Here is a 13472-nt window from a genome sequence, read left to right as displayed (position 1 = left end):
GATTTAAATTCTGATTTCAAGTTTCTAACTTTTAATTTAAAAAATATGTTAACTAAAAGAATCATTCCATGTTTAGATATTAAAAATGGAAGAACTGTTAAAGGAGTCAATTTTGTCGATTTAATTGATGCTGGAAATCCGGTAGAGTTGGCTAAAAAATATTCAGAAACAGGTGCAGATGAATTGGTGTTTTTGGACATTTCTGCCACAGAAGAGCAACGAAGCACGTTGTTGAATTTGGTTCGAGATGTGGCTGCAACAATTAATATCCCGTTTACCGTTGGTGGTGGCATTAATTCAGTTGATGATGTGGCGTTATTGTTAAAAAATGGTGCCGATAAAGTTTCTATTAATTCATCTGCCGTTAAAAATCCGGATTTAATTAATCAATTGGCTCAGAAATTTGGTAGTCAGTGTGTGGTAGTTGCTGTAGATGCCAAACGAATTGATGGCATTTGGAAAGTACATTTAGTGGGTGGAAAAGTGCCTACTGCTATCAATTTATACGATTGGGTAGTAGAAGCCGCTAATCGTGGTGCTGGTGAAATTTTATTTACTTCAATGGAAAATGATGGCACCAAAGATGGTTTTGCCAATGACGCACTAGAAACCATTTCAAAATTGATAAATATTCCAGTTATTGCTTCTGGTGGAGCAGGAACTATGCAAGATTTTGCCGATGCGTTTCATATAGGTAAAGCAGACGCCGCATTAGCTGCAAGTGTGTTTCACTTCGGTGAAATAGAAATTCCAGAGTTAAAGCAGTTTTTGAAACAACAGAACATAGAAGTAAGAATATAATTAACCACACAGATTGGAGAAATTAATATAATTTTTAAAATTTCTACAATCTGTGTTTAAAATCAGCATAAAACAAACAAAATTAGCGACTTAACGCCTTCGTGGCAAATTATTATGAAAATAGACTTTACAAAAAACAACGGATTAATTCCTGCAATCATACAAGATAACGAAACTAAAACGGTTTTAATGTTAGGTTACATGAATCAGGAGGCTTTAGATACAACATTATCGACACAAAAAGTGACATTCTTCAGTCGTTCTAAAAACAGATTATGGACCAAAGGAGAAGAAAGTGGTAACTTTTTGAATTTAGTTTCAATAAAAAACGATTGTGATAATGATACGCTTTTAATTCAAGTTAATCCTGTCGGACCAACTTGTCATACAGGTTCCGATACGTGTTGGCAAGAAGAAAACAGTACTGATTTTGGTTTTCTTTCGAAATTAGAAACCACCATCCAACAACGAAAAGAAAATGCGACTTCAGAAAAAAGTTATGTAGCTTCATTATTCGAAAAAGGCATCAATAAAATTGCTCAAAAAGTAGGAGAAGAAGCTGTAGAAGTAGTTATTGAAGCCAAAGATACTAATGACGATTTATTCTTATCTGAAAGCGCCGATTTGCTATTTCATTACCTAATTTTACTACAAGCCAAAGGTTATAAATTAAATGATGTAGTGAACGTTTTGAAAAGTCGTGAAAAATAAATAAAAGGCAGTTTTCGGTTTTTAGTGTTCCGTTTTTTTTATATTTACTTTACAATTTAAATCCTTTTAAACTCTTAACCTTTAAACTCTTAAACTAATCATGAGATTTCACACACGAAAATGGGTAAAACCCGAAGATTTAAACGCCAATGGAACCTTATTTGGAGGTCAATTATTAGCTTGGATTGATGAAGAAGCTGCGTTGTACTCTATCGTACAATTAGAAAATCCGAAAGTGGTTACGAAATTCATGAGTGAAATCAACTTCATGAGTGCCGCCAAACAAGGCGATATTATTGAAATTGGAATTGATGTTGTGAAATTCGGAACGTCTTCATTAATCTTAAAATGTGTGGTTCGAAATATGATGACACGCGAAAAAATCATCACTATTGATAATATTACGATGGTGAATTTAGACGAAGAAGGCAAACCCAAGCCTCACGGAAAAACGCAAATTGAGTTTGTTGGTGATCGATTAGGGAAATAGTTCAGACTCAGTTTTCAGTCGCAGTCGCAGTTTTCAGTCGCAGTTTTGAGTTGCAGTGTCTGTTTTTAGTTGCTGTCGTTTGAGTATTTAAGTTTAAGAATTTTGTTAGAAAATATAAATGTTCACAAAGAAATTTTTTAAAATATTTTTTTTATTTCTATTACTTTCTGTAAGTGGAATGTATATTTATATTTATAATTTGTACAAAAGTAAGATTTCTGAAACAGAGTTAAATGAAATGGTTTTGTTAATAAATAATTCAGAAGAACTACCAAATAAGTTCGTTGATTATTATTTACAAATTGAGAATTATGATATAGAAAAGTCAACTGATAACTATTTATTTACGCATTTTTTTGATAAAATCTTAAGTCTAAATTTAAAAAAATGTCCTTGCTATGAAACTAATTATGGTTATTCGGTTTGGGATACTTTTGAACGAATATCTCTTGGTATTCAACTGGATAAGCGAATAGATAAAAGAAAATGTATTGAATATTATTTGCAAAATAAATTAATTTTTCCAGCACATTTAAAAGGTGTTAATTTAGCATCTTTGAAATACTTTAAAAAAGAAATTAAAGATTTAAATTCTGATCAGATGCTCCGTTTAGCTGTTATGTCATCAAACCCATATTACTATCAAAAACATCATCTACAAGCAAAATTTATATATTGGAAAAATAAAATAAAAAAGTAAATCTAACAATCTTTTTTCCATAAACATGCAAGTAAAACTTCATCATTACGATTTAAAATTAAAGCATAATTTTAAAATTTCACGTTTATCATTTGATATAAAACCTACTTTAATTGTAGAATTAAGTAGCGATGGTATTTCTGGATTTGGTGAAGCTACTGAAAATGCATATTACGAATTAGATACGCATAAAATTGCAGCTGATATTAGTCGACTTATTCCTATTATTGAAAAATGTGAATTTCTTTCTCCAGAAGAATTTTGGACTACTTTAAATCCGCTTTTACAACACAACCGATTTGCCTTATGTGCTTTAGATATTGCTTTTCATGATTTGTTTGCTAGAAAAAAAGGGAAGAAATTGTACGAGGTTTGGAATTTAGATATTTCAAATACGCCACTTACAAATTATACCATTGGAATTTCTACTATTGATGAAATGGTTTTAAAAATGAAGGACATGCCTTGGCCGATTTACAAAATCAAATTAGGTACTCCAAATGATATTGAAATTGTAAAAGCCTTGCGTACAGAGACTAATGCGATTTTTCGTGTGGATGCAAATTGTGGTTGGACCGTAGAAGAAACCATTCAAAATGCTATTGTTTTAAAAGATTTAGGAGTAGAATTTATCGAACAACCTTTAAAAGCGGATGATTATTTAGGTCATGCCGAAGTGTTTAAGCATTCCGTTTTACCCATAATTGCGGATGAAAGTTGTATTGAAGAAGAAGATGTTTTAAAATGTCATACTTATTTTCACGGTGTCAATATCAAATTGATGAAATGTGGTGGCATTACGCCCGCTTTACGAATGATCCAACAAGCAAAATCATTAGGATTAAAAACAATGGTGGGTTGTATGACCGAATCTACAATTGGAATTTCAGCCATTGCACATTTATTGCCTCTTATAGATTATGTAGATATGGATGGCGCTTTATTATTAGAAAAAGACATTGCAACTGGCGTTTCAATCGATTTTGGAAAAACAATTTTTAGTCAGGAAAACGGAACAGGAGCGAGGTTGATTAGTCAATGAGACAAAGGGTCAATGAGTCAATTAGTCAATGAGACAATGGGGCAATGAGTCAATGAGACAATGAGACAATGGGTCAATGAGACAATGGGTCAATGGGTCAATGAGACAATGAGTCAATTAGTCAATAAACTAATTAAAAAATTAGCTAATTGAATTAATGCACTGAATAATCTGTGAAATCTGTGTCCAAAAATTTCTAATGACATTTTATTTAGGATATGACCATAAATAAAATGAAATAATTCCAAGTATAAAACAGGAATGAATGAGTAACGCTCCTTTATTATATTCAATGTTTCTATTGCCAAATATTTTTCCTAAATGAAAAAGAATACATAGTATACTTACTATGATTAGAAAAAATAAGAAAAAGAAATTTAAACCAAAAAAATGTGCGGGTTGATAGGTGAATTTTGTCAATAAAATAAAAATAATGAAGCAAATTCCATAGAAAATAAGCGTGTTAATTAATCCTTTTTTCATGCTGTTAAATTATTTAAATTTTACTATTTTTATATTTCAAATATACATAATAACATGCTAACAAAATCTACTTTTGACTATTTAGAATTACTTACGAAAAACAACAACCGTGATTGGTTTACTGATAATAAAAAACGTTTTGAAACTGAAAATAACTTTGTAAAAGCATTTTTTACAGAAGTTTATTCAGAGTTAGAAAAAATAGATAGTTTAGAAAAAATGCAAGTATTTCGAATTTATAGAGATGTGCGTTTTTCTAAAAATAAATTACCTTATAAAAATCATTTTTCTGTTGGTTTTTCTAGAACTAAACCAATGCTTCGAGGTGGTATGTATTTACATATTGAAAACAATGCCAGTTTTGTAGGTGGTGGATTTTGGGAACCAAATAATGAAGATTTATTACGAATCCGTAAAGAAATAGAATTAGATGCCTCAGAATTACGAGAAATTATTGCTGACAATACGTTTAAGAAATTTTTCGACACTTTAGAAGGTGAAGAATTAAAAACTGCACCCAAAAATTTCGACAAAACACATCCTGATATCGATTTAATTAGAAAAAAGCAATATCTGTTGACCAGAAAATTTACCAATAAAGAAGTGTTGTCTCCAAATTTTAAGGAAGAAGTAATCGCTACTTTTGCAGCTATGCGACCTTTTTTCAATTACATGAGCGATGTATTAACCACAGATTTAAACGGAGAAAGCATTTATTAATAAGTCAATTTTCAATTAGTCGATATGCCGATGAACAGACAGATTCACTTATTGGCTCATTGACTAATTGACTCATTGACTCATTGGCTAATTGTCAAATTGACACATTAACTGGGTTGCACGTATTCTAAATCTTCCAAATTGGCTTTTGACATGAATACGCCGTAATTTATCGAAACTTTATTTTTCTCAATTTTTTCAATAGTTCCGATAGCTTTTCCATCTTTCATTCGCACTCTGTCGCCCACTTTTAAAACTACAACAGGTTTTTCCGGAACTAATTTGGCCTTGATTTTCTTTTCCTTTTTCTCTATTCGAATTTCTTCAACTTTTACTTTAACTTCTTCAATGACTTTTTTCACCACAACTTCCTTGATTTTCTTTTCTTTAGCGGAAAGTTTTTTACGTTTCGAGTTTTCAATTTCTACTACTTTTAAGAAATCGCCAATTAAAGTCTTTTTGTCTTTGTTGTTGAAATACCTTTCTGCAATATCATCAATTTTCTGACCCATATAAATCAAACGCTGATTGGCATCATATAATTCTTGATATTTTTCTAATTTATCTTGAATTTTACTATTAATGGTTTCCATTTTCTTACTTTCTTCGCGCGCCTTAGTCTCTTCTTCTTTTAAGGAAACAGAAGTTTTTTCTAATTTAGAGCGTTCTTTTTGAAGCGTGGCAATGGTTTTATCAAATCTAATTTTGGTGTTCTCAACCTTCTTTTTGGCACGATTGATTAATCCGTAAGGAATACCATTTTTTTGTGCGACTTCAAACGTAAACGAACTTCCAGGCTGACCCAAATGTAATTTATACATCGGCTCCAACGATTTTTCATCGAATAACATGTTGGCATTACTCGCAAATGGTAATTCGTTGGCTAAAATTTTTAAATTCGTATAGTGTGTGGTAATGATTCCGTACGCTTCTCTGTCATAAAATTCTTCAAGGAAAATTTCTGCTAAAGCTCCACCTAATTCTGGATCTGAACCTGTACCGAATTCATCAATTAAAAATAAGGTTTTATCGTTACATTTTTTCAAGAAATAATTCATATTCTTCAAACGGTAACTGTACGTACTTAAATGATTTTCAATAGATTGGTTGTCTCCAATATCAGTTAAAATTCTATCGAATAAAAAAGTTTCACTGCGTTCGTGTACCGGAATTAACATTCCACATTGCAGCATCAATTGTAACAAACCAATAGTTTTTAAAGAAATGGTTTTTCCACCAGCATTCGGTCCGGAAATTACAATAATTCGATTGTTACTTTCTAATTCGATGGTTTGTGGGAAAGTCGGTTTATTTTCCGCCTTGTTATTTAACAATAAAATAGGGTGGAAGGCTTCTCTGAAAAACAAACGTTTGTCCTCATTAATTTTAGGAAGAATTCCGTTGATTTTATATGCATATTTCGCTTTTGCAGCAATCACATCCATATCCGAAAGGAAATCTTGATATTGTGCAATCAGATTGGTATATGGTCGAATGGTAGCAGAAAGGACACGCAAAATACGCATGATTTCTTCACGTTCTTCAAACTCTAAATTATTTAATTCTCTTGAATATTTTAAGGTAGTTTCTGGTTCGATGTAAGCAATACTTCCCGTTTTAGAATTTCCTAAAATAGAACCTTTTACTTTTTTTCGATACATGGCTTGTACCGCTAAAACTCTACGATTATCAACCACAGTTTCTTTAATGTCATCTAAATAACCTAAAGCATTAAAGTGTGACAGCGCCATTCCGAAACTTTGGTTAATTTTTCCACGAACCACATTAATACTTCTTCGAATGTTAACTAAATCTGGCGAAGCATCATCCTTAATTTCACCGTATTTATTAACCACTTCTTCAATGGCTTTTGCTATAATAGGAGTGAACTCAATTTCTGCTGATTTCTTGTATAATTCTGGATAGTAGTCGTTGAATTTCTTTAAATATTTTAAATATTCGTTTGTAGATTTACTGATATCTAAAATCTTTTTTATGGCTGGTAATTCTAAAAAACTATCTTCAATGGCTAGTAATTTCAAATCAGGCGTTACCGTTTCAAAGCCATGATTAGGCAAAGCGTTATTGTTTGAAAAGGAGGAAACATATTCATTGGTATAAGCCAATTCTGAAAATAAAATATCTTTATTTTTAAAAGGTTGGATTTGAAGTGCTTTTTCCATTCCAATTTCTGTGTTGCATCGCTCAGAAATGGTTTGTAAAATGGTATGAAACTCTAAGTCTTTTAACGTTTTTTCGGTAATTGAAATCATAGTAATATTAAAGTTCAAATTTACAACATAAGAAATCAATTTTATATATTTGTGTATGAAAAGTGTAGAAATTATTAAAATTTTAATTCCTGTTTAACTTCTAACTTTATAAATGAGTTAATTTTAGCGTTAAGTTAATAAGAAAAGTTTAGTCTTGTTAAACGAAATTTCTTAACCCTATAATTTGACTGAAATTAATTTGAAAACCAAGATGAACCTATTGCCTAAATCCAATTCCTGGACCCCCTTTTTTGATGCAGAAATTCAGAAAGATTATTTTTTGAAATTGATGCAAGATATTGAAAACGAATACCATACTTCCATTTGTTTTCCTCCAAAAGAATTGATATTTCATGCTTTTTCAAGATGTAAATTAGACGATTTAAAAGTGGTGATCATTGGGCAAGATCCGTATCATGGGGCAGGTGAGGCGAACGGTTTGTGTTTTTCGGTAAATGATGGCGTTAAAATTCCGCCTTCTTTAAAGAATATTTTTGCTGAAATTAATTCCGATTTCGATACTATTTTCTTGCCAACAAATGGAAATTTAGAACGCTGGGCGGAACAAGGCATTTTACTTTTGAATGCAGGATTAACTGTAAGAAAAGATGCAGCCAATAGTCATAAACACTTAAAGTGGAATGTTTTTACAGATAATGTAATTAGTTATATATCAAATAATTGTGAGCATATAGTTTTTTTACTTTGGGGAAGTTTTGCCCAAAAAAAAGGATTGAAAATCGACAGAAACAAACATTTGGTTTTGGAAGCTGGCCATCCTTCACCTTTAAGCGCCAATCGAGGGTTTTGGTTTGGAAATAAACATTTTAGTCAAACCAACACTTATTTAAAAACTTTTGGGAAAAAAGAAATTGATTGGTAATTAATTCACATTAAACTCATAAACCACATCAGTTAAATTTTCTATAGTAGTAAACATTTCTACATTTACAGTACTGTTTCCTCCATAAAAATTTGAAATTATGGGTTGAATAGTTAATCTGTATTGTCCGGCTTCTTGAAGAATAATTCCTTTATAAAATTCATATTGCGTATTGTTTGGATTTAATTCGCAAATAGCAGTATTATAAGCAACAGCGCCCAAACCACCTGCTTCAAAATCTGAGGGATTTAAATTTATGCTGGTCCAATTTCCGTTGAAAACTCTTTTTTCTAAATTAAAATAGAAATTAAATTGTCTGGAATTAGTGGTTTTAAAAATATCCAATTTATTGGAAAATCCTGGTTCATCTTGTAATTTACTGAATAAAGACTCAATGTATAATTTATCACCAACCATGAAATTATTCTGTGTGTATACTTTAATGTAATCAATTACATTTAATTGTATGGTTTTTTGTGTATAACTGTCCTCATCGGTTGTTGTACAAGCATTAAGTCCGCAGAATAAAAATAAAAATCCAAGTATTTTTTTCATTTTCAAAGTATTAAAATCTATAACTAAATAAAATATTTCCTTTTGGAATCACATCGATACTATCTTCATTAAAAAAGTTTCTACTTAAGCCCAAATTAAAATCGATTCCGATGGTTTTTTTAATGTAAAATTTATAGCCTGTTCCAAAACCCAAGCCAAGATCAGCATAATTTTTTAAAGTTTTGGTGTAATATCCATTTCCAAACTCATCATTTAATCTTTCATAAGTTCGAATTTCACCGCTGTTAAAATTTAAATAACTTTCTAAATAAAAAAATGAGTTTTGTTTTTTTGAAAGAGAATATCGTATAAATGGACTTACTTCAGTAATAATTGACTTATCATCATAAATAATATATTCAAATGAGTTTTTATTTAAGTTGAAGCGAGTTTGCAAACCTACAGAGAAATCTTTGTTTAAAAAATGTTCATAACCTAAAAAAATAGTATTAGCTGATAATAAGGCGATAGGAGTAAATTTAATCTCATGTTTTTTGTTTTCGATGATGGAATCGTTTGTGGAATTTTGACTAAAAGTTTGCAATGAAAACAAAAGAATGATACATTTTATATATTTCATATGAATGGTTTTTAAGTAGATGCTAAAGTATTAAAAAAGTTGCGTTAAGAAATAATTATTTTTGTAAATCTAATATACTTAGAACTTCTTCACCTAAAAATGGACCACCAGGATAACGAGCTGTATAATCTAAATTCAGCCAAATTTTTCCATTTTCATCTCGATGAAAGTAGATGGTTTTATTTTTGGATTCTTTAATAAATAACTCACTGCTAATTAGATAGGTTGCAATTTCTAAGTCTTTTTCTTTTCCAATTAATAATTCTGGATACATGTGTTTTCCAGTGTGAATTAATCGCATACTTCCACCAATAGATTTTATTGCTGCGCACATTAAAATGGCATGATCATCGCAATCGCCTGAAAAATATAGTAAACTTTCACTTCCACTTGCGAAATATTCTTGTCCTTTCGGATCATTTACATAATTCCATCGGGCATTAATTTCTTTAAAAACAGCAAAATATTGTATAAATTTTCTATTCAATACATAATTAGGGGTTTTCGTAAAATGCTTATTTACAGCATATAAAGCAAAGTTTCTAACTTTAGAATTTAAAAAATCTACACTTTCATAAACTCTTGTTTTGTTTGGAAAAGGTTTTAATGTTTTTTGTTCCAACAGCGCCTCTTCTTGTTGCATTTGGTCACTTAAAAAAATGATTTTATAAGCATTGAAGACTTGAAAGAAATTGTAATTTCCTTGTATTGAAACCATCACGAATACTAAAACATAAAGTGAAATGCAATAAGCTAATTTTTTTCTGAATAATTTGATAACAAAAAAAAATAAAATTAACAATCCTAAGAAAATAAGTATTTTATCAATAGGCACTTTTGCATCGAAGTAAAAAATATTTTTTCTAAAATATATAAAAATAGGAATGCAAACTAAAAATGCTAAAATTAAAATACTGGCATGTTCTCTGAGCTTGTTTTTAATCAGCCAAAGCGAAAATCTATCGAAAAAAGTTTTCAGAGAAAATGTCATTTTTTATAACGGGAACTCGATTTTTAATTGAATTCAAAAGTAGTTAAAATTTTCGCTAGAACTTAATTGGAATAGTTTTTTATATTTTTTTTACGATTTGAGTAAAAGCCGCTTTTTTTGAAATAATAGCTAATTCTGAAAGTTTATTTTGTACTTTATCGAATGTTTTTTCGTCTAAATTATTCTGACTCCATTGCGTTTGTGATAACCATTGTTGAATATCTTCTAATTTTTGATGGTATCTTGTGGCTAAAGTTCTATCGATACTAGGAATTTGTTTAAATTCTTCTGTTGTGGTGTTGATGATTTCTAAAATCAGTGCTAAGGTGTTTTCATTTTCAGCTAAAAATTCATTACGAACTGCTATTACAAAACAAGGCCAAGGAGTAGGACATTCACCAACACGTTTAAATGTTCCATTATCTACCAAAGGTTTTGTGGTGAATTTTTCCCACATAAAATAATCTGATTTTCCTTCAGAAAGACTGGTTATTGCGCCATCTAAATTATTTACAATTTCGAATTGAATGTTGTTTATATTCCAATTGTTTTTCTCGGCATTTACAATACTCATCAAATGAGAACCAGAACCGAAGCGACTAATCGCAGCAATCTTATTTTCTAAATCTGAAATAGAATTGTATTTGGCTTTTCCATCTACGTGAATGCCCCAAATTAATGGCGATTTAACAAAAACTTGCACAATAGAACTGTGTGAATCTTCGGTTAAATCTTTAATGATTCCTTCAGTTAAAATTATGGCTATGTCTGTTGCTCCATCCCGAAGCATTTGACACATTTTTCCTGTACCTTCTGGAACATCTGTCCACTGTAAATCTATTCCAGCTTCATTAAATTCACCATTTTCAATACACATGTGCCAAGGCAAATTGAAATGTTCTGGAACGCCTGCTATTTTTACTGTTTTCATTTTTAGTTTTGAGTTTAGAAGTTTAAAAGGTTAAATGGTTTTGTGAAAATTACATTGATTTTCTGGTTTCATACATCTTATTTTCCAACTGCCACCATTTCCAATTGATTCCGTTTTCATCTGGATATTCTTCCATAAATTGCATGCCGTGTTTTTCTAGAATATGATTAGAAGCACCATTTTTGGCATGTGTGTAGGCGTTCATGGTTTCAATTTTCATTTCATTGAAACCATACTCTAACCAGGCTTTAGTCGCTTCAGATGCATACCCTTTATTCCAGAATTTTTCATTTAATCGATACCCATAATCATAAAAATTAGTATTCCCATTTTCTATATGATCATTTACAAATTTAATTCCTGTCCAACCAATTAATTCACCAGTCTCTTTTAAAATGGTTGAAAACCTTCCTATTCCTCTTTCTTCATATTGTTTTTGAACCATTTCGATGTAGGCGTATACTTCGTCAATATGTTTAACAGGCTTTAACCACAAGTATTTATGAACATTAGGGTTTTTGTCCATATCAAATAATTCTTCTGCATCTGATTTTTCAAATGGACGAAGGATGAGTCGTGGTGTTTCAATGGTTAAATTCATATTTTATATTTAAACACAGATTTGAGAAATTTTAAAAATTAGTATAATTTCTTTAATCCGTGTTGTTGGCAAAGCTAAATTTCATATTTTTTTTAAACACAGATTTGAGAAATTTTAAAAAATTAGTATAATTTCTTTAATCCGTGTTGTTGGCAAAGCGAAATTTCATATTTTTTTTAAACACAGATTTGAGAAATTTTAAAAATTAGTATAATTTCTTTAATCCGTGTTGTTGGCAAAGCTAAATTTCATATTTTTTTTAAACACAGATTTGAGAAACTTTAAAAATTAGTATAATTTCTTTAATCCGTGTTGTTGGCAAAGCGAAATTTCATAATTATATTTTAAACAAAGATTTGAGAAATTTTAATAATTAATATAATTTCTTTAATCTGTGTACCAATTTTATCCAACCAATTTATCAAGTGTGTAAGCAATCAATTCGTTAACTGTTTTTTCTGGATTCGAACTAAATTCACCAACTGCTCTGTTTGCAATAATTGCGTTTAAAGACAAACAGTTATGACCTAGTAATTTCCCTAAACCATAAATAGCAGATGTTTCCATTTCTAAATTTGTCATACGTGTTCCGTTGTAATTGAATGCATCCATTTTGCTATTTAATTGTGGATCTTGAATGTTTAAACGAACCACACGACCTTGAGGACCATAAAATCCACCAGCCGTTCCTGTAAAACCTTTGTGAAATTTATCTGAGAAGATTTTATTTTCTAATGCTTCTGCACATGGCACAACCGTTGGGCGTCCTTTTCTTACATCCCAATTGGTTTGAGCGATAAAAGCATCTTCTAGTTCTGCAACAGAATGTGCTTCGATTAAATAGGAGCGAAGCATGTTGTCTAAACCAATCGCATATTTGCTCATTACCCAACTATCTACTGGAATATCAGCTTGTAAAGAACCTGAAGTTCCAATACGAACAATATTTAAAGCCGTGTGATTTTCATTGATTTCTCTAGTGTTTAGATCAACATTAACTAAAGCATCTAATTCATTGAAAACGATGTCAATATTATCAGGGCCAATTCCTGTTGATTGAACCGTTAAACGTTTTCCTTTATACATTCCAGTTTCGGTTTTGAATTCTCTTTTTTGAGTCGAAAATTCAATACTGTCGAAATGTTGTGTGATTTTAGATACACGTTCCTGATCACCCACAAAAATGATATCGTGAGCGATATTTTCAGGTTTTAGATTTAAGTGATAGACACTTCCGTCTGGATTTAAGATTAATTCTGATGATTTTATCATGATTATTTTTTTAACTGCAAAGAGCGCAAAGTTTTTACGCCAAGTTCGCTATTATGTTTTATTATTTTTTATTGAACACTGAAAACAGTTCACTGAATACTCTTTTATCCTCCAACTCGTTTGGTTTTGAAACCTTTGTCTTGAAGTATTTTCATTATTTTATCTCTATAATCTCCTTGAAGAATAATAGCTCCGTCTTTAAAACTACCACCAACACTCAATTTGGTTTTGATTTCTTTGGCAAGAATTTTAAAGTCTTCGTCAGTTCCTTCATAGCCTTCTATGATAGTTGTGGCTTTTCCTTTTCTTTTTTCGTATTTGCAAATCATAGGTTCTTTTTGAACGTATAATTCGTGTGCTACTTCTTCAATTTCTTCGGGTTCGTTTGAAGGAACATGGTCGGGGAAAAGGTTTTTTAATTGGTCTTGTAAATCCATTT

The 13472-nt window shown here is 30.6% G+C and carries 15 protein-coding genes; 7 read left to right on the top strand and 8 right to left on the bottom strand.

The features are described from left to right. Positions 1–45: 45 nt before the first annotated feature. The 6 genes from hisF (at position 46) to G4D72_RS08170 (ending at position 4947) form a co-directional block, all read left to right on the top strand. Positions 46–801: an imidazole glycerol phosphate synthase subunit HisF gene (hisF, locus tag G4D72_RS08195; protein WP_166077185.1), complete on the top strand. Its 756-nt coding sequence runs from the start codon at positions 46–48 to the stop codon at positions 799–801. Positions 802–915: 114 nt separating this feature from the next. Next, the gene (hisIE, locus tag G4D72_RS08190) at positions 916–1512 is read left to right on the top strand and encodes a bifunctional phosphoribosyl-AMP cyclohydrolase/phosphoribosyl-ATP diphosphatase HisIE (protein WP_166077184.1); all 597 of its coding nucleotides are present in this window, start codon (positions 916–918) and stop codon (positions 1510–1512) included. A 100-nt stretch (positions 1513–1612) separates the two neighbouring features. Continuing rightward, positions 1613–2002, top strand: a complete 390-nt coding sequence (locus tag G4D72_RS08185; protein WP_166077182.1) for an acyl-CoA thioesterase — start codon at positions 1613–1615, stop codon at positions 2000–2002. A 118-nt stretch (positions 2003–2120) separates the two neighbouring features. Then, entirely contained in the window at positions 2121–2702 is a 582-nt protein-coding gene (locus tag G4D72_RS08180) for a transglycosylase domain-containing protein (RefSeq protein WP_166077181.1), read from the top strand. A gap of 25 nt (positions 2703–2727) precedes the next feature. Next, the gene (locus G4D72_RS08175; protein ID WP_166077179.1) at positions 2728–3744 is read left to right on the top strand and encodes a dipeptide epimerase; all 1017 of its coding nucleotides are present in this window, start codon (positions 2728–2730) and stop codon (positions 3742–3744) included. A 537-nt stretch (positions 3745–4281) separates the two neighbouring features. Next, complete coding sequence (locus G4D72_RS08170) at positions 4282–4947, top strand: DUF2461 domain-containing protein (protein WP_166077178.1); 666 nt, start codon at positions 4282–4284, stop codon at positions 4945–4947. A 107-nt stretch (positions 4948–5054) separates the two neighbouring features. Here the strand turns inward: G4D72_RS08170 and G4D72_RS08165 are convergent, their stop codons facing one another. Beyond that, a complete protein-coding gene (locus G4D72_RS08165; RefSeq protein ID WP_166077177.1) occupies positions 5055–7220 on the bottom strand; it encodes an endonuclease MutS2 in 2166 nt (721 codons plus the stop codon). 211 nt (positions 7221–7431) lie between these two features. Here G4D72_RS08165 and ung point away from each other — a divergent pair, with 211 nt between their 5' ends. Next, on the top strand, positions 7432–8103 hold the full coding sequence (gene ung / locus G4D72_RS08160; protein WP_166077176.1) for a uracil-DNA glycosylase: 672 nt from the start codon (positions 7432–7434) through the stop codon (positions 8101–8103). On the opposite strand, the gene G4D72_RS08155 is transcribed toward ung, so the two are convergent. From G4D72_RS08155 to G4D72_RS08125, 7 genes are all read right to left on the bottom strand, one after another. Further along, on the bottom strand, positions 8104–8658 hold the full coding sequence (locus G4D72_RS08155; RefSeq protein WP_166077175.1) for a hypothetical protein: 555 nt from the start codon (positions 8656–8658) through the stop codon (positions 8104–8106). 10 nt (positions 8659–8668) lie between these two features. Next, positions 8669–9238, bottom strand: coding sequence for a DUF3575 domain-containing protein (locus G4D72_RS08150; RefSeq protein ID WP_166077174.1), 570 nt, complete (start codon positions 9236–9238; stop codon positions 8669–8671). A 55-nt stretch (positions 9239–9293) separates the two neighbouring features. Then, positions 9294–10229 carry a transglutaminase gene (locus G4D72_RS08145; protein WP_166077173.1) on the bottom strand — a complete coding sequence of 312 codons (936 nt, stop codon included), beginning with the start codon at positions 10227–10229 and terminating at the stop codon, positions 9294–9296. A gap of 79 nt (positions 10230–10308) precedes the next feature. After that, entirely contained in the window at positions 10309–11160 is an 852-nt protein-coding gene (locus tag G4D72_RS08140; RefSeq protein WP_166077172.1) for a substrate-binding domain-containing protein, read from the bottom strand. Between the two features lie 49 nt (positions 11161–11209). Next, positions 11210–11761, bottom strand: a complete 552-nt coding sequence (locus G4D72_RS08135) for a GNAT family N-acetyltransferase (RefSeq protein ID WP_166077171.1) — start codon at positions 11759–11761, stop codon at positions 11210–11212. A gap of 405 nt (positions 11762–12166) precedes the next feature. After that, complete coding sequence (locus tag G4D72_RS08130) at positions 12167–13033, bottom strand: nucleoside phosphorylase (protein WP_166077170.1); 867 nt, start codon at positions 13031–13033, stop codon at positions 12167–12169. Between the two features lie 104 nt (positions 13034–13137). Next, positions 13138–13470 (bottom strand): translation initiation factor, encoded by a 333-nt coding sequence (locus G4D72_RS08125; protein ID WP_166077169.1) that lies wholly within the window; start codon positions 13468–13470, stop codon positions 13138–13140. Between the last annotated feature and the right edge of the window lie 2 nt (positions 13471–13472).

The sequence above is a fragment of the Flavobacterium difficile genome (assembly GCF_011392115.1).
GTDB lineage: Bacteria > Bacteroidota > Bacteroidia > Flavobacteriales > Flavobacteriaceae > Flavobacterium > Flavobacterium difficile.
The sequence above is the reverse complement of the archived record's forward strand: the minus strand, read 5'-3'. Positions and strand labels throughout refer to the sequence as shown.

Excerpts from the sequence above, each read along its gene's own strand:
- hisF (WP_166077185.1), top strand. The coding sequence starts at position 46 with ATGTTAACTAAAAGAATCATTCCATGTTTAGATATTAAAAATGGAAGA.
- hisIE (WP_166077184.1), top strand. The coding sequence starts at position 916 with ATGAAAATAGACTTTACAAAAAACAACGGATTAATTCCTGCAATCATA.
- G4D72_RS08185 (WP_166077182.1), top strand. The coding sequence starts at position 1,613 with ATGAGATTTCACACACGAAAATGGGTAAAACCCGAAGATTTAAACGCC.
- G4D72_RS08180 (WP_166077181.1), top strand. The coding sequence starts at position 2,121 with ATGTTCACAAAGAAATTTTTTAAAATATTTTTTTTATTTCTATTACTT.
- G4D72_RS08175 (WP_166077179.1), top strand. The coding sequence starts at position 2,728 with ATGCAAGTAAAACTTCATCATTACGATTTAAAATTAAAGCATAATTTT.
- G4D72_RS08170 (WP_166077178.1), top strand. The coding sequence starts at position 4,282 with ATGCTAACAAAATCTACTTTTGACTATTTAGAATTACTTACGAAAAAC.
- G4D72_RS08165 (WP_166077177.1), bottom strand. The coding sequence starts at position 7,220 with ATGATTTCAATTACCGAAAAAACGTTAAAAGACTTAGAGTTTCATACC.
- ung (WP_166077176.1), top strand. The coding sequence starts at position 7,432 with ATGAACCTATTGCCTAAATCCAATTCCTGGACCCCCTTTTTTGATGCA.
- G4D72_RS08155 (WP_166077175.1), bottom strand. The coding sequence starts at position 8,658 with ATGAAAAAAATACTTGGATTTTTATTTTTATTCTGCGGACTTAATGCT.
- G4D72_RS08150 (WP_166077174.1), bottom strand. The coding sequence starts at position 9,238 with ATGAAATATATAAAATGTATCATTCTTTTGTTTTCATTGCAAACTTTT.
- G4D72_RS08145 (WP_166077173.1), bottom strand. The coding sequence starts at position 10,229 with ATGACATTTTCTCTGAAAACTTTTTTCGATAGATTTTCGCTTTGGCTG.
- G4D72_RS08140 (WP_166077172.1), bottom strand. The coding sequence starts at position 11,160 with ATGAAAACAGTAAAAATAGCAGGCGTTCCAGAACATTTCAATTTGCCT.
- G4D72_RS08135 (WP_166077171.1), bottom strand. The coding sequence starts at position 11,761 with ATGAATTTAACCATTGAAACACCACGACTCATCCTTCGTCCATTTGAA.
- G4D72_RS08130 (WP_166077170.1), bottom strand. The coding sequence starts at position 13,033 with ATGATAAAATCATCAGAATTAATCTTAAATCCAGACGGAAGTGTCTAT.
- G4D72_RS08125 (WP_166077169.1), bottom strand. The coding sequence starts at position 13,470 with ATGGATTTACAAGACCAATTAAAAAACCTTTTCCCCGACCATGTTCCT.